General features: G+C 59.3%; 14 protein-coding genes. 8 read left to right on the plus strand and 6 right to left on the minus strand.

The window, feature by feature from the left end; genetic code table 11:
• Nucleotides 1-62 precede the first annotated feature (62 nt).
• A complete protein-coding gene (locus EV130_RS18055) occupies nucleotides 63-953 on the minus strand; it encodes a LysR family transcriptional regulator (protein ID WP_132550971.1) in 891 nt (296 codons plus the stop codon).
• 96 nt (nucleotides 954-1,049) lie between these two features.
• Between EV130_RS18055 and EV130_RS18060 the strand changes: the two genes are divergently transcribed.
• Nucleotides 1,050-2,045, plus strand: a complete 996-nt coding sequence (locus EV130_RS18060; protein WP_132550973.1) for an aldo/keto reductase — start codon at nucleotides 1,050-1,052, stop codon at nucleotides 2,043-2,045.
• Between the two features lie 412 nt (nucleotides 2,046-2,457).
• Entirely contained in the window at nucleotides 2,458-4,119 is a 1,662-nt protein-coding gene (locus EV130_RS18065) for an alpha-amylase family protein (RefSeq protein ID WP_132550975.1), read from the plus strand.
• Between the two features lie 26 nt (nucleotides 4,120-4,145).
• Here the strand turns inward: EV130_RS18065 and EV130_RS18070 are convergent, their stop codons facing one another.
• A complete protein-coding gene (locus tag EV130_RS18070; protein ID WP_132551017.1) occupies nucleotides 4,146-4,916 on the minus strand; it encodes an SDR family NAD(P)-dependent oxidoreductase in 771 nt (256 codons plus the stop codon).
• 316 nt (nucleotides 4,917-5,232) lie between these two features.
• On the opposite strand from EV130_RS18070, the gene EV130_RS18075 reads away from it, so the two are divergent.
• Complete coding sequence (locus tag EV130_RS18075) at nucleotides 5,233-5,643, plus strand: hypothetical protein (RefSeq protein ID WP_132660943.1); 411 nt, start codon at nucleotides 5,233-5,235, stop codon at nucleotides 5,641-5,643.
• Nucleotides 5,644-5,972: 329 nt separating this feature from the next.
• Here the strand turns inward: EV130_RS18075 and EV130_RS18080 are convergent, their stop codons facing one another.
• Nucleotides 5,973-6,464: an Lrp/AsnC family transcriptional regulator gene (locus EV130_RS18080; RefSeq protein ID WP_074064211.1), complete on the minus strand. Its 492-nt coding sequence runs from the start codon at nucleotides 6,462-6,464 to the stop codon at nucleotides 5,973-5,975.
• A gap of 665 nt (nucleotides 6,465-7,129) precedes the next feature.
• Between EV130_RS18080 and putA the strand changes: the two genes are divergently transcribed.
• Complete coding sequence (gene putA / locus EV130_RS18085; RefSeq protein ID WP_132550979.1) at nucleotides 7,130-10,837, plus strand: trifunctional transcriptional regulator/proline dehydrogenase/L-glutamate gamma-semialdehyde dehydrogenase; 3,708 nt, start codon at nucleotides 7,130-7,132, stop codon at nucleotides 10,835-10,837.
• Between the two features lie 229 nt (nucleotides 10,838-11,066).
• On the opposite strand, the gene EV130_RS18090 is transcribed toward putA, so the two are convergent.
• A complete protein-coding gene (locus EV130_RS18090; RefSeq protein ID WP_074064208.1) occupies nucleotides 11,067-11,672 on the minus strand; it encodes a helix-turn-helix domain-containing protein in 606 nt (201 codons plus the stop codon).
• Between the two features lie 95 nt (nucleotides 11,673-11,767).
• Here EV130_RS18090 and EV130_RS18095 point away from each other — a divergent pair, with 95 nt between their 5' ends.
• Nucleotides 11,768-12,817 carry a threonine ammonia-lyase gene (locus EV130_RS18095; protein WP_132550983.1) on the plus strand — a complete coding sequence of 350 codons (1,050 nt, stop codon included), beginning with the start codon at nucleotides 11,768-11,770 and terminating at the stop codon, nucleotides 12,815-12,817.
• Nucleotides 12,818-12,994: 177 nt separating this feature from the next.
• Here the strand turns inward: EV130_RS18095 and EV130_RS18100 are convergent, their stop codons facing one another.
• Nucleotides 12,995-13,546 carry a MarR family winged helix-turn-helix transcriptional regulator gene (locus tag EV130_RS18100; RefSeq protein ID WP_237358648.1) on the minus strand — a complete coding sequence of 184 codons (552 nt, stop codon included), beginning with the start codon at nucleotides 13,544-13,546 and terminating at the stop codon, nucleotides 12,995-12,997.
• A gap of 172 nt (nucleotides 13,547-13,718) precedes the next feature.
• Here EV130_RS18100 and EV130_RS18105 point away from each other — a divergent pair, with 172 nt between their 5' ends.
• From EV130_RS18105 to ampC, 3 genes are all read left to right on the plus strand, one after another.
• On the plus strand, nucleotides 13,719-14,054 hold the full coding sequence (locus tag EV130_RS18105) for a cupin domain-containing protein (RefSeq protein ID WP_074064206.1): 336 nt from the start codon (nucleotides 13,719-13,721) through the stop codon (nucleotides 14,052-14,054).
• A 24-nt stretch (nucleotides 14,055-14,078) separates the two neighbouring features.
• On the plus strand, nucleotides 14,079-14,483 hold the full coding sequence (locus EV130_RS18110; protein WP_074064205.1) for a VOC family protein: 405 nt from the start codon (nucleotides 14,079-14,081) through the stop codon (nucleotides 14,481-14,483).
• Between the two features lie 228 nt (nucleotides 14,484-14,711).
• Nucleotides 14,712-15,908: a class C beta-lactamase gene (gene ampC, locus EV130_RS18115; RefSeq protein ID WP_132550987.1), complete on the plus strand. Its 1,197-nt coding sequence runs from the start codon at nucleotides 14,712-14,714 to the stop codon at nucleotides 15,906-15,908.
• A 92-nt stretch (nucleotides 15,909-16,000) separates the two neighbouring features.
• Here the strand turns inward: ampC and EV130_RS18120 are convergent.
• Nucleotides 16,001-16,759, minus strand: a 759-nt coding sequence (locus EV130_RS18120; protein ID WP_132660949.1) for a zinc-binding dehydrogenase, incomplete at its 5' end; no start/stop codon positions are given.

Genomic DNA, 16,759 nt, shown 5'->3' on the forward strand with positions numbered 1-16,759 from the left:
CTAGTCCAATTTGCGGGAAGGACGATCCAGGCAACTTGCACTATTGCAACTTGCATGGCCTGTCAGCCTGCATGTTTGAAGAACTCGATGAAAGCGCGCAGTGCTGGCCGCATCTGACGCCGGCTTGGGTAATAAAGATAGACACCGGGAAACGGCGCGCACCAATCGACAAGAATCTGGCGCAGCCGCCTTTCTTCAATGGCGGCGTTCACCATGTTTTCTAGCAGGAACGCGATGCCGGCGCCGTCGAGTGCGGCCTCGATAACGAGCCGGTCGTCGCCTAAAATGAGCGGGCCGTCGACATCGAGGACCAGCTCTTCGCCATCTTTTTCGAATTCCCATCTATAAACCTTTCCGCTGGCAAATCGTCGCCGAATGCAAGCGTGATCCATCAGCTGACGCGGATGGACCGGCATGGTCTTTCGCTCGAAATAGGAGGGTGAAGCAACGACGCTTGCCCGTATAGGAGCGCTCATTTTGACGGCGATCATGTCCGGCTCCAGGCTCTCTTCGAGGCGCATGCCGCCATCAAGGCCCGCAGCGACGATGTCATTGAATGGCTCCTCGACCCGGACTTCCAGAACGACGCCCGGGTAAGCCCTGCTAAAAGCCGCAAGACGTGGCGCCACAAGCCAATGCGCCGCAAAGGGCGGCACGCTGAGGCGAAGATTGCCGGCCACACGATTGTTGATTTCCTTCACCGCATCAAGCGCCAGGTCGATCTCGTCCAGCGCCGGCCCCAGCCGTTTGAGAAGCATTGCGCCCTCATCCGTTACCGCAACGCTTCGGGTCGTGCGAGAAAAGAGCCTAACCCCAAGAGCCGCCTCAAGGCTCGAGACGGCGTGGCTTACAGCAGAAGGCGCTATTCCCAGCTCCTTGGCCGCCCCCCGAAATCCCCCGCATGCGGCCACTGTGGCGAAGATTGCGAGTTGAGGTAGGCGACTTCTGTCCATTGTTCTATACTATAGAACAGCGTGTGAATTTCCAATCGAATTAACGAACAACCTTCCTTGTCCTATCTTCCTTTTCATCACAGAAGGAGATCAGTGATGAAAAAACGGAAGCTCGGAAACGAACTCAACGTCTCGGCAGTAGGCCTCGGATGCATGGGTATGACTTTCGCCTATGGCGGTCAGGATGAGGCAGACGCTATTCGCACGCTGCGCCGCGCTGTCGAGATCGGCGTTACCTTCTTCGATACCGCAGAAGTCTACGGCCCTTTCGATAATGAAATTCTGGTGGGCAAGGCTTTGAAGCCGCACCGGGACCGCGTCGTTATCGCGACCAAGTTCGGTTTCAAGATCACCGATGAAGGCAAAGGGCCGTCGCGCATGGTCGGCGTCGACAGCCGCCCCGAACATGTAAAGGCCGTAGCCGAAGCCTCTCTAGGACGGCTCGGAATCGAGCAGATTGACCTCTTTTACCAGCACCGCGTCGACCCCAACGTGCCGATTGAGGAAACTGTCGGAGCCATGGCGGACCTCGTCAAGGATGGCAAAGTGAAAGCGATCGGCCTTTCGGAGGCAAGCGCTGCCACGATAAGGCGCGCTCATAATGTGCACAAAATTGCGGCGGTGCAGAGCGAATACTCGCTGTGGAGCCGGGATCCGGAGCAGGAGGTCTTGGCGGTCTGCCGCGAGCTCGGCATCGGCTTCGTCCCCTACAGCCCGCTCGGTCGTGGTCTCTTGACCGGCGCAATCAATAAGCCCGATGAACTTGGTGCCGATGACTGGCGCAAGAACCTGCCACGCTTTCAAGCTGATGCCATGGCCGCGAACGCTGCTCTTGTTGCAACGTTGAAGGACATGGCGCAGGCAAAGGAGGTAACGGCGGCGCAACTTGCACTGGCCTGGGTGCTGCATCAGGGCGACTTCATCGTGCCTATCCCCGGCGCGCGCAAGCTCAAGCATCTGGAAGAAAATGCTGCGGCAGCCGACATCACCTTGTCGGACGATGAGGTTAGACAGATCGGCGAGGCGCTCGCTCCGGCAAAGGTCATCGGCAGCCGTTACCGCGAGCAGGAGCTTGCCCTTGTGAACGGGTAGAGTTTCTACGCCTCGGCGTTCGACAAGGCGTTCCTTCCATTACGTCTTGCCCCCTCGGGCTTGCCTGCGTTGCCCGAGGGTCCCGACACACCTGATTTTCTTGCGGCACCCGCGCATGCTAAGGTTAGTCATCGGACGTCGCTAGCGCGCGGTCGACTTCGAGAGCCTCGAAAAGTTCGGAGATGTTGTCCGTCCCGTTAAGCTCATCAACCAGACTGAAGCACTCGTGCCCGGAGCTAGAGGCTGATCCGATCCGGGAAAGCCTGCTGAAGCACGCCGAAAAGCGGAAAGCGGTGGGGGCGATGGAACCTGAAGGTATCTACTGAGCAATACATACCGACCTTACCCGGGGAACCTTTCCCCTGCTCGCACGCTTCGCTCCCCGGACCACCACTTCCCAAGGAGCATGTTTGTGATCAACGACCTCTGGTACAAAAACGCCGTCGTCTACTGCCTTTCTGTTGAGACTTTTATGGATGCGAATGGCGATGGCATCGGCGATTTCCAAGGACTTCAGCGCCGACTGGATTATCTGGCCGGGCTTGGTGTCACCGCGATCTGGCTGATGCCGTTCCAGGCCTCTCCGGGTCACGATGATGGCTACGACGTTTCTGATTACTACAATGTCGATCCCCGCTACGGAACGCTCGGCGATTTCGTCGAATTCACTCACGGTGCCAAGCAACGTGGAATTCGCGTGCTCATCGATCTCGTCGTCAATCACACATCCGATGAACATCCATGGTTCAAAGCGGCCTGCTCGGACAAGAACTCGCGCTATCGCGACTGGTATGTCTGGTCGAAGACAAAACCCGCCAATGCCGATGAGGGAATGGTTTTTCCAGGTGTCCAGAAAACGACATGGACGCGTGATGAGAAATCCGGCGAATACTACTTTCATCGTTTCTACAAGTTCCAGCCGGATCTCAATACCGCCAATCCGCATGTTCAGGCAGAAATCCTGAAGATCATGGGCTTCTGGATCCAGCTTGGCGTTTCCGGCTTCCGCATGGATGCCGTGCCCTTCGTCATCGCCGAAAAGGGCAGCAAGGTGAAGGCGCCGAAGGAACAGTTCGACATGCTGCGAACCTTCCGCGAATTCCTGCAGTGGCGGAAGGGCGACAGCGTCATCCTGGCTGAGGCCAATGTCGTGCCGAAGGAAAACCTGCAGTATTTCGGTGACGACGGTGACCGCATGCAGATGATGTTCAACTTCCACGTCAACCAGGCGCTTTTTTATGCGCTTGCCAGCGCAGACACCCGACCGCTCGCCAAGGCGATGCATGACACACAGGAACGCCCGCAGACTGGTCAATGGGGCATTTTCCTACGCAACCACGACGAATTGGATCTGGGCCGCCTGACGGAGAAGCAGCGCCAGCAGGTGTTTGCAGCCTTTGGGCCGGATAAAGAGATGCAGCTCTACGACCGCGGTATCCGTCGACGCCTCGCCCCCATGCTTGGCGGTGATATGCGCCGCCTGAGGCTTGCCTACAGTGTGATGTACTCACTGCCCGGAACACCAGTTCTGCGATATGGTGACGAAATCGGGATGGGAGACGACCTGTCGCTGCCGGAGCGAAACTGCGCCCGCACGCCGATGCAGTGGTCGGACGAGCCGCAGGGTGGCTTCACCAAGAGCGACATGCCGGTCCTGCCGGTCATCTCGAAGGGGCCTTACGGTTTCGACCATATAAATGTCGCCTTCCAGCGCCGTGATCCAGAATCCATGCTTAACTGGACCGAGCGGATGATCCGCATGCGCAAGGAGGCGCCCGAGATCGGTTGGGGCGACTTCAGCTTTATTGATTGCAACAATTGCGGCGTGCTCGCCATCCGTTACGAATGGCGGAACAATGCCGTTGTCATCGTCCATAATTTTCACGCCAAGCCGGTGGAGATTACCTTCGACGCCGGCCTCGGTGACGCCGGCCATCTATTGATTGACATAGCCGACGACGGTGACAGTCGCGCCGACGAGAAGGGTAAGCACCATATGGTGCTCGAACCTTATGGCTATCGTTGGTATCGCGCCGGCGGCCTGGACTACTTATTGAAGCGGAGCGACACATAAGATTGCGCTGCAGGGGCGCCTCGGCCTCAGGCAACGGACCATCCACCATCCACCAGCAAGTTCGCGCCCGTGATTAAGCTTGCAGCCGGTGATGCAAGGAAGACTACGGCACCTACCACATCATCGGTTTCACCGATCCGCCCAAGTGGAATGTGAGCGAGCGTCGCTTTGCGATTGTCGGCATCGGATAGAAAAGGCTCTGTACCATCCGTGTGGATGAACGTCGGCGATACGGTATTTACGGTGACATCATAGCGTGCCCATTCGGCTGCAAGGCAGCGCGTGAGGTGATTAATTGCCGCCTTGCTCATGCAATAGATTGCCTCGCCGCGCAGTGCCACAGTACCGGCCTGCGAGCTGATGCTGATGATCCGGCCCCCATTGCGCTTGATCATGTGACGTCCTACTGCCTGCGTCATCAGAAAGGTGCCCTTGATATTGACATCGAGTATCTCGTCGAGGTCCTTCTCCTCAACGAGTTCCGCCAGATTGCCCGGAGCCACGCCGACGTTGTTGATGAGAACGTCGATCCGACCGAACGCAGCAAGCGCCGCGTCGACGGCTTGTGCAATATGGGCCTTGTTGGGAATGTCCAGTTTAACAGGCAGGACTTTTCGTCCCGCACCTTCGAGTTCGGCAACCAGGCCTGCCGACGCTGCGACATCGCGGACCCCCAAAACAATATCGGAGCCTGCTGCGGCACAGGCAAGTGCGCAAGCTCGCCCGATGCCACGGCTCGCGCCCGTCACCAAAGTCACCTTGCCCACAAGACTGAAGTCCGGCACATTCTTTTGCATCATGATCCCTCCCTCGATGAAGCTCATTTATGGCAGCGTCGGCATGCGGATGCCAGACGGTCTGTGAATGCCGAGGTGCGTCCCCCTTTGACCAGTAAGCGATCCCGCAGCGTCTATAGAGCCAGATGCAGTCGTTAGGCGGTTTGCGCCCGCCCTGCACTCTTGCGCCACTTCATCGAGGGGGCGCGGCCAGACCGGCTGCGTGTACGGTCACCGCATGTTGGCAGCCTTGATGAATCCGCGGCAGCGGACCTTGCTACCAATGATCGCGATGAATGCGGGCCGGAATCATCGAGACCGCGGGACTGCCTGGCCCATGGCGGAGATGAAGCATCCACCGACCGAGCACGATCGCGGTAACTACCGCTACCCCCATGCGAAGCCACGGAAAGGCGCCGACACGGTTCCCAGCCACAGTTTTGTGCTGACCAGGGAACAGAGCCAGCTGCTCACGCAGGTCGGCAACGTCCTTCCGGAGCCAGGCAACTTCCCGCAGGGCCGATTGCAGCTCATCCTCGCCGGGTATGTCTTCGGCCAGACTGTCGGCCGGGGCGCCTTCTTCCACGTCCGCAAGGTGTTCACGAAGCTGGGTTGCACTGTCAAAGCCCTTGAAACGGATGTTCGTCATTGCCTTTGCCTCAGTGCGCTTTCGCTATCGTCGTCCTCTCCCTTGCTTGTGCGGCGACTAGCGGCGCAGGGAGCGGAGGTTTTGTCGCTTGGCACGTAGCGCTTTCCCGTACCGGTACCGTTGAATTCCCGCCTTGCCATGGTGCGTCTGCTTGCTGTGCGTGAAGAACGCTTCACGCCGCAAAAAGATGCATCGGCAGCGATCGAAGGCGCAGGTCGATTGGGCACGTGCACAGAAACGATAAGCCGCCTTCAACCCGAAACAGGCGCACCAGACAGGCTGACGGCGCCCACGATGACGCGACCCGATCGGTATCCAATGCCATCTGTCGACCTGGAACGCGCCGGCCACACGCAAAATCGTCCAAGGCTCGATTATGTCGAAGCCCGTCTCATGCCAAGAGAACACGCGGAAGCCTTAGAAGGCGGCTAGCTTGCGTAGCTGGACCCGCTCCAGTTTTCTTTCACCGTTTCCATGGCGACATTCGTCGATGTGCTCGCCACAAACGGCAAGTTTGAAATCCGTTCCCCAAGGACATGTCTGTAGCGGCGTATGTCACGCGTTCTGATCTTCAGCAAATAATCAAAGCGTCCGGCAATCATGTGACATTCCTCGACTTCCTTGATCTTCTTGACTGCCGAATTGAAGGCGCGAAGCGCGTCTTCCTGCGTGTTTGAGAGTTTGACTTCCGCAAATGCAATATGCTCCAGATTCAGTTTCGAGGGGTTGATGACGGCTTTGAAGCCTTCAATGTAGCCGTCAGCAATGAGCCGCTTAAAGCGCAGCTGGCACGGCGTTTTAGAAAGCCCGACGCGCGCCGCAAGGTCGGTGATCGACATTCTTCCGTCGTCAGAGAGCGCCTCGAGAATCTTCTTGTCGAATAGGTCAATTTCACTAAGCTCGTACTCATTTTTAGTCATTTCATACGACTCCTCGCACAGAAATAAATCTATAAGGACTATAAGCTAGGAAAATCAAGTCTGAACGCCTTGACTGCGCGTGCTAAAGTGGGTTGCTTGATGAGGAGGGACGCCATCAGGATCCGCAACCACTGAGATTTCTGGAAAGCCTCGAGACTGACGTGGACCGCGCGCTCGCCAGCTTTCCTCTGCCCGAAGGTTTGCTGAACGCATCCAGGCGTACAATTCGCCGCATTGGGCTTGTTTCGGCAACCGGTTGGGCGGGCGGATTTTACCCGCCCGATCCTTTCGTGAATGCAAGTGGCGTTATCTTGTCGTATTTTGAAGAGGTAGTGAACGTGATGCATATTCCATTCGGTCTCATGGAACGTCGCAGCCGGAAACGCCGCAATCTTCAAACACGCAGGCACTCGAGGATATGACGGGCAAGAAGGTCCCCACCGACATCGCCGATGACTTACCGAAGCGCGGCAGTGACATCGTTTTGCTCCGCTTTCGCACGGTTGGCGTTATGCGCGGCGCTTGCGGCCTCACGGTACCGCGCTGCACGCCTGTCGGCCAGATCAAGGACTCCCGAGCGGGGGCGCGTATCATTGCCCTCCAACCGCATCACTGGCGCTAAAAACGCAATCGGCATCCAACACAGGGAACTGAAAGGCACCAAAATGTCGAGCCAATCCAACAAAATCCTCAAGGACAACATTTTGCCGAACCCGGTGCCTTTTTCAATGTTTGCACCACCAATCAGAGCACAGACGCCCCTGCGGCAGGCAATCACGGCAGCGTATCGTCGGCCCGAACCCGAATGCCTTCCTCCCCTCGTCGAAGCGGCAAGGGCGCCTTCCTCGGCGAAGGCCGATGCGGCTAAGACCGCGCGCAGGCTCATCAAAGCTCTGCGTGCCAAGCACAAGGGCACCGGGGTCGAGGGGCTTGTCCATGAGTATTCTCTATCAAGCCAGGAGGGTGTCGCCCTCATGTGCCTTGCCGAAGCCCTGCTGCGCATCCCCGACGCTGAAACCCGCGACGCGTTGATCCGCGACAAGATCGCCGAGGGAGACTGGAAGTCGCATCTGGGCGGCACGAAGTCGATGTTTGTGAATGCCGCGACCTGGGGCCTGGTTGTCACCGGCAAACTGACCTCCACCGTCAACGACCGCAGCCTGGCTGCAGCGCTTACCCGTCTCATCGCGCGTGCCGGCGAGCCTGTGATCCGCCGTGGTGTCGACATGGCGATGCGCATGATGGGCGAACAGTTCGTCACCGGCGAGACGATCGACGAAGCGCTGAAGCGCGCCCGTCCGCTCGAAGCCCGCGGCTTCCGCTACTCCTATGACATGCTCGGGGAAGCTGCCACAACTGCTGTGGATGCAGAACGCTATTATCGCGACTACGAGGCAGCGATCCATGCCATCGGCAAGGCCTCCAATGGCCGCGGCATATATGAGGGTCCCGGAATTTCCATCAAACTCTCGGCGCTGCATCCACGTTACGCCCGCGCTCAGGCGGACCGTGTGATCGGCGAATTGCTGCCTCGGGTAAAGCAGCTCGCGCTCCTGGCAAAAAGGTACGACATCGGTCTCAACATCGACGCCGAGGAAGCCGACAGGCTCGAGCTTTCGCTCGACATTCTCGAAGAATTGAGCCTCGACCAGGATCTCAGCGGCTGGAACGGCCTCGGTTTCGTGGTGCAGGCCTATGGCAAGCGCTGCCCCTTCGTCCTCGACTACATCATTGATCTTGCACGGCGTTCCGGTCGCCGGATGATGGTGCGGCTGGTCAAGGGCGCCTACTGGGATGCCGAAATCAAACGCGCTCAGCTCGACGGCCTTGAAGACTTTCCCGTCTTCACCCGCAAGGTTCATACCGACGTTTCCTACATTGCCTGTGCGCGCAAGCTGCTCGCTGCCGTCGATCTCGTCTTCCCGCAGTTTGCCACTCACAACGCGCAAACGCTTGCGACGATATATCATCTGGCCGGTCCCGAGTTTCAGGTTGGAAAATACGAGTTCCAATGCCTGCACGGCATGGGCGAACCGCTCTATGACGAGGTCGTAGGCAAGGCCAAGCTCAATCGTCCGTGCCGCATCTATGCGCCAGTCGGCACGCATGAGACCTTGCTCGCCTATCTTGTCCGCCGCCTTCTCGAAAACGGCGCGAACTCATCGTTCGTAAACCGTATCTCTGATCCCAACGTCTCGGTCGATGAGCTTGTTTCAGACCCTGTGGACGTCGTCGAGGCCATGCCCGTCGTCGGCATGCCGCATGACCAGATCGCACTTCCGGCTGCGCTTTTCGGAAAGGACCGGCTCAATTCGAAGGGGATCGACCTTTCGAACGAAGCAGCCTTGGTGGAGCTTTCCGCTCATCTCGCCGCCACCCTTTCGCAAAACTTCCATGCCATGCCTTTGCTCGCCGACGGCTCGCAGGACGGTGAGACACGGCCGATCGCCAATCCGGCCGATCACTCCGATATCGTGGGTCACGTTACGGAGCTCAAGGCTGACGATGCGCCCAGGGTTGCACGTATGGCTGCCGATGGTGTCGCACAGTGGGCTTCGTTGTCGCCTCGCGAGCGAGCAGCCTGCCTTGATAGAGCAGCCGACATCATGCAGGCCCGCATCGAGATCCTGATGGCCATTGCCATGCGGGAAGCAGGCAAGTCAGCCGCCAATGCGGTCGGCGAGGTCCGTGAAGCAATCGACTTCCTGCGCTATTATGCCGTACAGGCACGCAAGACGCTCGGTCCAGCACATGCACCGCTCGGCGCGATCGTCTGCATCAGCCCCTGGAATTTTCCGCTGGCGATTTTCACGGGCCAGGTGGCGGCTGCCCTCGTCGCCGGCAATTCGGTGATGGCAAAACCGGCCGGCGTCACCCCGATCATCGCCTATGAAAGCGTGAAGATCCTGCATGAAGCCGGCGTACCGCGCGGCGCGCTGCAGTTCGTGCCCGGCAGCGGCCGCCTCGGAGCTGCGCTGGTGGCGGCCCCGGAAACGGCCGGGGTCATGTTCACCGGCTCGACCGAAGTCGCCCGTCAAATCCAGGCCCAGCTCAGCGAGCGCCTTTCGCCGGCCGGAAAACCGATACCGTTGATTGCGGAAACGGGTGGACAGAACGGGATGATCGTGGATTCCTCGGCGCTCGCCGAGCAGGTCGTTGCCGACGTGATTGCCTCCGCCTTCGACAGTGCCGGCCAGCGTTGCTCGGCTTTGCGAGTTCTTTGTCTCCAGGATGAAGTCGCTGACAGGACTCTTACCATGTTGAAGGGGGCGTTGAAGGAGCTCAGGATCGGACGCACCGACCAGCTCAACATCGACGTCGGGCCGGTGATATCCGAGCAGGCAAGGGCCGAGATCGACCAGCACATCGAACGGATGCGGTCGCTCGGTTGCAAGGTAGAGCAATTGCCGCTGCCCGACTCTGCCGCTCGTGGCACCTTCGTTCCGCCTACGATCATCGAACTGAAGCAGATGTCGGACCTGACGCGCGAAGTGTTCGGACCTGTGCTGCATGTCATCCGATACCGCCGCGAAGATCTCGATCGCCTGATCGACGATATCAACAATTCCGGCTACGGCCTCACTTTCGGGCTCCATACGCGACTGGACGAGACAATCGAGCACGTCACGGGACGGGTGAAGGCGGGCAATCTCTACGTCAACCGCAACATCATCGGCGCCGTGGTCGGCGTCCAGCCCTTCGGCGGACGGGGCTTGTCCGGCACGGGACCCAAGGCCGGCGGGCCACTCTACATCGGCCGTCTCGTACAGCGCGCGCCCGTCCCGCCGCAACACAGTTCGGTCCATACCGACCCTGCGCTTCGCGATTTTGCATCCTGGCTGGGCCGAAAAGGCCATAACGACGAAGCGGAAGCAGCCCGTGAGCTTGCCGCGATTTCCGCGCTCGGGCTCGAAAAGGAATTGGCGGGACCTGTGGGCGAACGAAACCTATATGCCCTTCATCCAAGGGGGCGGATCCTCCTTGCGCCGGCAACGGCAAAGGGCCTTTTCCGTCAGCTTGCGGCGGCATTGGCCACCGGAAACCAGATTGTGATCGATCTTGCGTCGAACCTTGAGACCGCCCTTACCGCGCTTCCAGCGTCCGTTTTGGCTAGGCTTTCCTGGAGTTCGAATTGGGAATCCGACGGACCATTTTCGGGCGCCCTGATAGAAGGGGATATCGAACGCACAGCCTCGATCAACAAAAGGATCGCGGCCTTGAAGGGTCCTCTTGTCCTCGTTCAGTCGGCCACGACCGATGAGCTTGCAAGGGATCACGAGGCATATTGCCTCAATTGGCTGCTGGAAGAGGTTTCGATTTCGATCAACACGGCTGCGGCCGGCGGCAATGCAAGCCTCATGACGATCGGCTGACACGGGGAAGTGCCGCGCGTGTCCGGATCAGACCGCGCGGCCGCTTCCGCCACTGCGAGCTGAGAACGCTCATGTCCACTCAACCGAAATCCGAAGAAAGTTGTGACGAGTTCCTGAAGCATTGAGGCCATTGTCGCACTGCGGGCCCTATTGGCAGCATGCGCGGTCAAGAGCGAGCAAACGAAACCGGCGGCCGTTCAACATCTTGCCATATGCGCGACCTTGCCCGTCAAGAAGCCGCTTGCGGTTTGCGCCCTGCGATATTCTGTGGGATGAACCGATAGTGGATGAGATCCATGACAACAGTCTCACTTTGCGTCCGATTGCGGTAGCCATGGCGGCGGTCGGCAGGGAACCTCAGCGACTGCCCTTGCTCCACCAGTCTCCACTCTTCCTCCACCAGCAATTCGATCTCCCCGCGCAGGACGCTCACATGCTCCACAACCCCGATGTCATGCGGCTCTGAGATACTCTCGAAGTCGGGCGCGAAGGTCAGTTCATAGAGTTCGAAACCGAAACGGGTCTCATAAGGGAACAACAATGCGCGTTGCATCCCCTCCTCCGACGGGCGCACCCGCAGACGACTGGCGTCACGCAAAAGCAATACATCGCCTACTTCGCGATCCGGCTCAAGCAGGGCGGTCATCGGAACCCGCAAGCCCGTCGCGATCTTCCAAAGCGTCGCGACCGTCGGCGTGGATTCGCCACGCTCGATCTGGCCCAGCATAGCCTTGCTCACTCCAGTATGCGCTGCAGTCTTGTCGAGGCTCCATCCAAGGTCGTGTCTGATCGTTTTCAGCAGCTTGCCCGTGTCCACGGGACTGATGGACTTCATTTGTGACTTTCCTCGCATCTGTGCGTTATAGCGTACACTTCCAACGTGCGCTATAACGTACAAATGCGCAACCCAACAGCGTCGGAGGATGTCACATGCAGCCAGTCAGTGAAAGTCCCGCAGCATTCCGGGAAGCCAGACAACCAGACACCAGGCTCGACCTCGGACGCATCTTTGAGGCGAGAAAACAAATCTCACGGATGTTTCGCGACACGCCCCAATTCGGCTGTCCGTCTCTTGGCGATCTTCTGGGCTGCGAACTCGTCATCAAACTTGAGACCGCAAATCCGATCCGATGCTTCAAGGGACGTGGGACCGAGGTCGCAATGTCCCGCCTCGCAAGAAGCGCTGATCAAAGGGCCGCGGTCTGCGCCAGCGCCGGCAATCTCGGGCAGGCGCTCGCATATAGCGGGCGGGAACGCAGTATTGGCGTGACAGTGGTCGCCGCCAAAAGCGCCAATGCCGCCAAGATCGACCGCATTCGCGGGCTTGGAGGCGCCGTCGAACTTGTCGAGGGTGACATCGAGGAGGCGCGAAAGCGCGCTCGCGAGATCGCGGCCAGCGGCAACGCTTTACTCGTGGAGGACAGCGAGAACCTCGACACCTGCGAAGGCGCGGGCACTATCGGGCTGGAGCTTGTCGAAGGGTTCGGCCGCATCGACACGATCCTGCTCGCGCTCGGCGGCGGTGCGCTCGCAACCGGCGTTGGCCACGTTTTCAAGTGCCTGTCGCCCGCGACGGAGGTTGTATGCATCCAGCCGAGCGGGGCGCCCGCCATGGCCCTGTCTTGGCGGGCGCGATCTATCGTCACCACCGACCGCGCCGATACCATCGCCGACGGTGTCGCCGGCCGGTTCCCAATCGCAGCGGTCCTTCAGGACCTGCTCGCCGTCGCCAATCACGTGCCGCTGGTTGAGGAGGCAAGCATCAAGGCGGGCATGCGCCTGCTCCTTCGGCACGCGGGTCTCGTGGTCGAGCCATCGGCCGCCCTTGGCGTTGCAGCGATGCTGGAAGATCTCTCGCGATACCGTGGCAAGCGTGTGGTCACGGTGATCTGCGGGTCGAACGTACTGCCCGAGGCTTTTTGTCGGTGGACACAGGACCAGAGTAGAAGCGCGATCGCTTCCAGTGAAGGATCGAGGTGACCACAGGTCGAATGCCGAACCCGGACCGAGTGCTGAGGCCTACGGGTCGCGAACAACGCGGGCGTACGGATAAAGGCGATGAGATTTTTCCAGCTTACATCTGAAGCGCCTTCATATCGCACCTGGTCCCGCGATCAACGCTGAGAGTAAGTTTCTGACGCCGACGCGACATCGAGATCAAGAGGTTGCTTCATCGCTGGGGCCAGCCTCTATACTCATGACAAGCTTGCGCAGCAGGGCGGCGAGTGCCGCGCGCTCTTCGGCATCCAAACTTTTCAGGAACAAGAGTTCACTGGCCATATCGGCGCGAAACGCCTTTTCGGCTAGCGCGATGCCCGATGCGGTCAGACAAACGACAACACTCCGACCGTCGCGGGCGGATTTTTCGCGCACAACCAGACCAGCCTTTTCCAGCCGATCGAGGCGGTGCGTCAACCCACCCGACGACAGCATGAGCGTCGTATACATGGCCGTCGGCGTCAGCTGGTAGGGTTGGCCAGATCTGCGCAGGGTCGCGATGACGTCGAACTCGCCGCGATCGAGGCCGAATTTGGCAAAGGTCTCCTCAATGGAGGGCGACACCAGGTTTGTTAGCCGTTTCGCGCGTCCCAGAATCGCCATCGGCTCGGTGTCGAGGTCTGGCAATTCGCGAGCCCATTGCGCGCGGAGCCGGTCGACATGGTCCTCGACAGCGCCCTCTTTTGAGCCGCGGTTGTTGTCTGGCGCCACCCGCCTGATCCTCGTTTGCTTCGTCGTGCCCACAATTGCGTCGTGCTGTTCCATACACCATGGAGCCTCTGCGGCAAAGATATCTTTGCGAGAAGATATTTATCTTGACGAGAAGACAGTTTTGCCAATATGTCTTCCTGTGAAGATAATTGGTAACGACTGGAGGATCAGGATGTTTTCGGTATATCGCTATCAGCAGCCCGAACCCGGCACGAGCCGTACTGTCCGCTTCGAAGGTCGTAACTTCGGCAGCGAGGTGTCGCTTTTTATCGTGGATGCGGATCCGGGCCGCGGCCCGGCGCTGCATGTTCATCCCTATGCCGAGACCTGGGTGGTTCGAAAGGGAGAGGCTGAGTTTACGGTTGGCAATGATAGGATGCGCGGTTTTGCCGGCGACATCATTGTTGGCCCCGCCAACGTTCCTCATCGTTTCGAAAATGTCGGTACCGACCGGCTGGAGATCGTCTGCATCCATCCGAGCCAGACGTTCGAGCAGACTTTTGTCTAAGCCATCTCTGAGAGGAGCAAGATAATGACTAGAATGATCTTTCTGAACCTGCCGGTGAAGGACCTGGCTACCGCGACGGCCTTCTACGAGGCCATCGGATGCGTCAAGAACGAGCAGTTCTCCAATGCAAATGCAAGTTCGATGGTGTGGTCTGAAACGATCACGTTCCAGCTTCTGCAACATGGTTATTATCAGACTTTCACAGCAAAGCCGATTGCTGACGCGCACGCGACAAGCGGGATGCTGATCGCTCTGTCTCGCGACAGCCGCGAGGAGGTCGACGCCATGGTGGAGGCTGCCGCCAGATCAGGCGGCCAAGCGGATGTCCGCGAGCCGCAGGATTTGGGATTCATGTACCTGCGCAGTTTTGCTGATCCGGACGGACACGTTTTCGAACCGGCTTACATGGATAGGGCCAGCGCCATTTGAAATCGGAGGGTTCCCCGAGCTTCAACAGCCCTCGGCAGACCTAGATTTTCTCATACCTGAGCCCAGATTTCCTCGTTTGTTCAGGGCGCTGACGACGGCCTATATAGTTTGTCGCGCCCTGGTGCGGCCGCGCGTGCCTTGGCGGCATGCGCGCGGGCCGCAGCTGCGGGCCTTTCACATTGAGCAAGCCCGCGTTCGGGAATGCGGCCCATTAGGATACGAGGAGCTATGAGTACAATATCCAGCAGGACTTATGCGCTTTGCGCAGGTGCCTGTTTCTCCCTTTTCGGCACCTTTTTCGCCTGCCATGCACAAGCAGACGCTGTTGAAGGCAGGATCAGGCCCGTGGTCGACCGGACCGTCAAGACGTTGATGGCCGAAAACGGCGTAGCCGGCATGGCGGTGGGCATCACTGTCGATGGCCGCCGGTTTATTTTCAACTACGGTCTCGCCGACAAGGAAAAGGCAACGCCCGTCACTGCTGACACGCTGTTCGAGATCGGCTCCGTCAGCAAAACCTTTACCGCCACGCTCGGCGCCTATGCCGAGGCTAAAGGCGCCCTCGCCTTCTCCGATGCTGCAAGCGAGCATATGCGGGAGCTGGCGGGCAGTGCCTTCGACCATATCAACGTCCTCGAACTGGGCACCTATACGGCAGGAGGCCTGCCGCTGCAGTTTCCCGGCGAGGTCAGCAACAGCACGCTCACGCGCTATTTCCGCGGATGGCGCCCCGGCTATGAACCCGGCACATATCGCGTCTACTCCAATCCCAGCATTGGTCTCTTCGGAACCCTCGCAGCTGCGAGCCTCAGAACGCCCTTCCCCGAGCTCATGGAGGACACGCTCTTTCCGGCACTTGGTCTCGTCAACAGCTATATCCGCGTCCCCGAGACGGAAATGAAAGATTATGCCTTCGGCTACAACAAGCAAAACAACCCCGTGCGAGTAAGCCCAGGAGCACTCGATGCACAGGCCTACGGGGTCAAGACGACTGCGGCTGACCTGTTGCGCTTCGTCGAGGTGAACATAGATTCCTCCGGGCTTGAACCCTCGCTGAAGAAGGCGATCGGCGCAACCCAGATCGGCTACTACCGGATAGGTGATACGTTCCAGTCCCTGGGGTGGGAGCTTTATGCCTGGCCGGCGAGACTGGATACACTCCTACATGGAAACTCTTCCGACATGGCGATGAAGTCTCACGCGGTGGCCCCGCTGGTGCCGCCACAAAAGCCAGCAGAGAACGTGTTTCTCAATAAGACAGGTTCCACCGGTGGCTTTGGAGCCTATGCCGCGTTCGTGCCGACGCGCCGGATCGGTGTAGTACTGCTTGCCAACCGAAACTATCCCATCCCTGAGCGGGTTAAGGCCGCCTACTCGATCCTCAAGATGCTTGATACCGTATCGCAGGACGAGAGGCATCGGTGAGCTGACCGATGCCTCTCGAAGGCAAAAAAGCGGCGGGCGGCCGGCTGCCTCGAACCCAGTGCCGCTGTTCGGGCGCCGCCCCGTCGGCAGCACTAATACACGACCACGCCGCGGATGCTTTGACCGGCATGCATAAGTTCGAAGCCCTGGTTGATGTCCTCGAGCGGCATTGTATGGGTGATCATCGGATCGATCTCGATCTTGCCTTCCATGTACCAGTCGACGATCTTCGGCACGTCGGTTCGCCCGCGCGCGCCGCCGAAGGCCGTGCCCATCCAGCTGCGGCCGGTCACCAGCTGGAACGGACGCGTCGAGATCTCCTGGCCAGCACCGGCCACCCCGATGACGACCGACTTGCCCCAGCCGCGATGGCTGGCTTCCAGCGCCTGGCGCATCACCTTCGTGTTGCCGGTGCAGTCGAAGGTATAGTCGGCACCGCCGATCTGGTCGGCGCCGCGCTTCGTCAGGTTGACGAGATAGGCCACGATGTCGCCCTCGACCTCCTTCGGATTGACGAAATGCGTCATGCCGAACTTTTCGCCCCAGGCCTTGCGGTCATTGTTGATGTCGACACCGATGATCATGTCGGCGCCGGCAAGCCTGAGACCCTGGAGAACGTTCAAACCGATGCCGCCGAGGCCGAAGACGATGGCCGTGGCACCGATCTCCACCTTGGCGGTGTTGATGACGGCACCGATGCCGGTGGTGACCCCGCAGCCGATATAGCAGATCTTGTCGAAGGGGGCGTCGGCATTGACCTTGGCAACGGCAATCTCCGGCAGCACCGTGTAATTGGCAAAGGTCGAGCAGCCCATGTAGTGATGGATCTTGTCCTTGCCGATCGAAAAGCG

Origin of the sequence: Rhizobium azibense, from assembly GCF_004342325.1 — a bacterium.
Classification (GTDB): domain Bacteria; phylum Pseudomonadota; class Alphaproteobacteria; order Rhizobiales; family Rhizobiaceae; genus Rhizobium; species Rhizobium etli_B.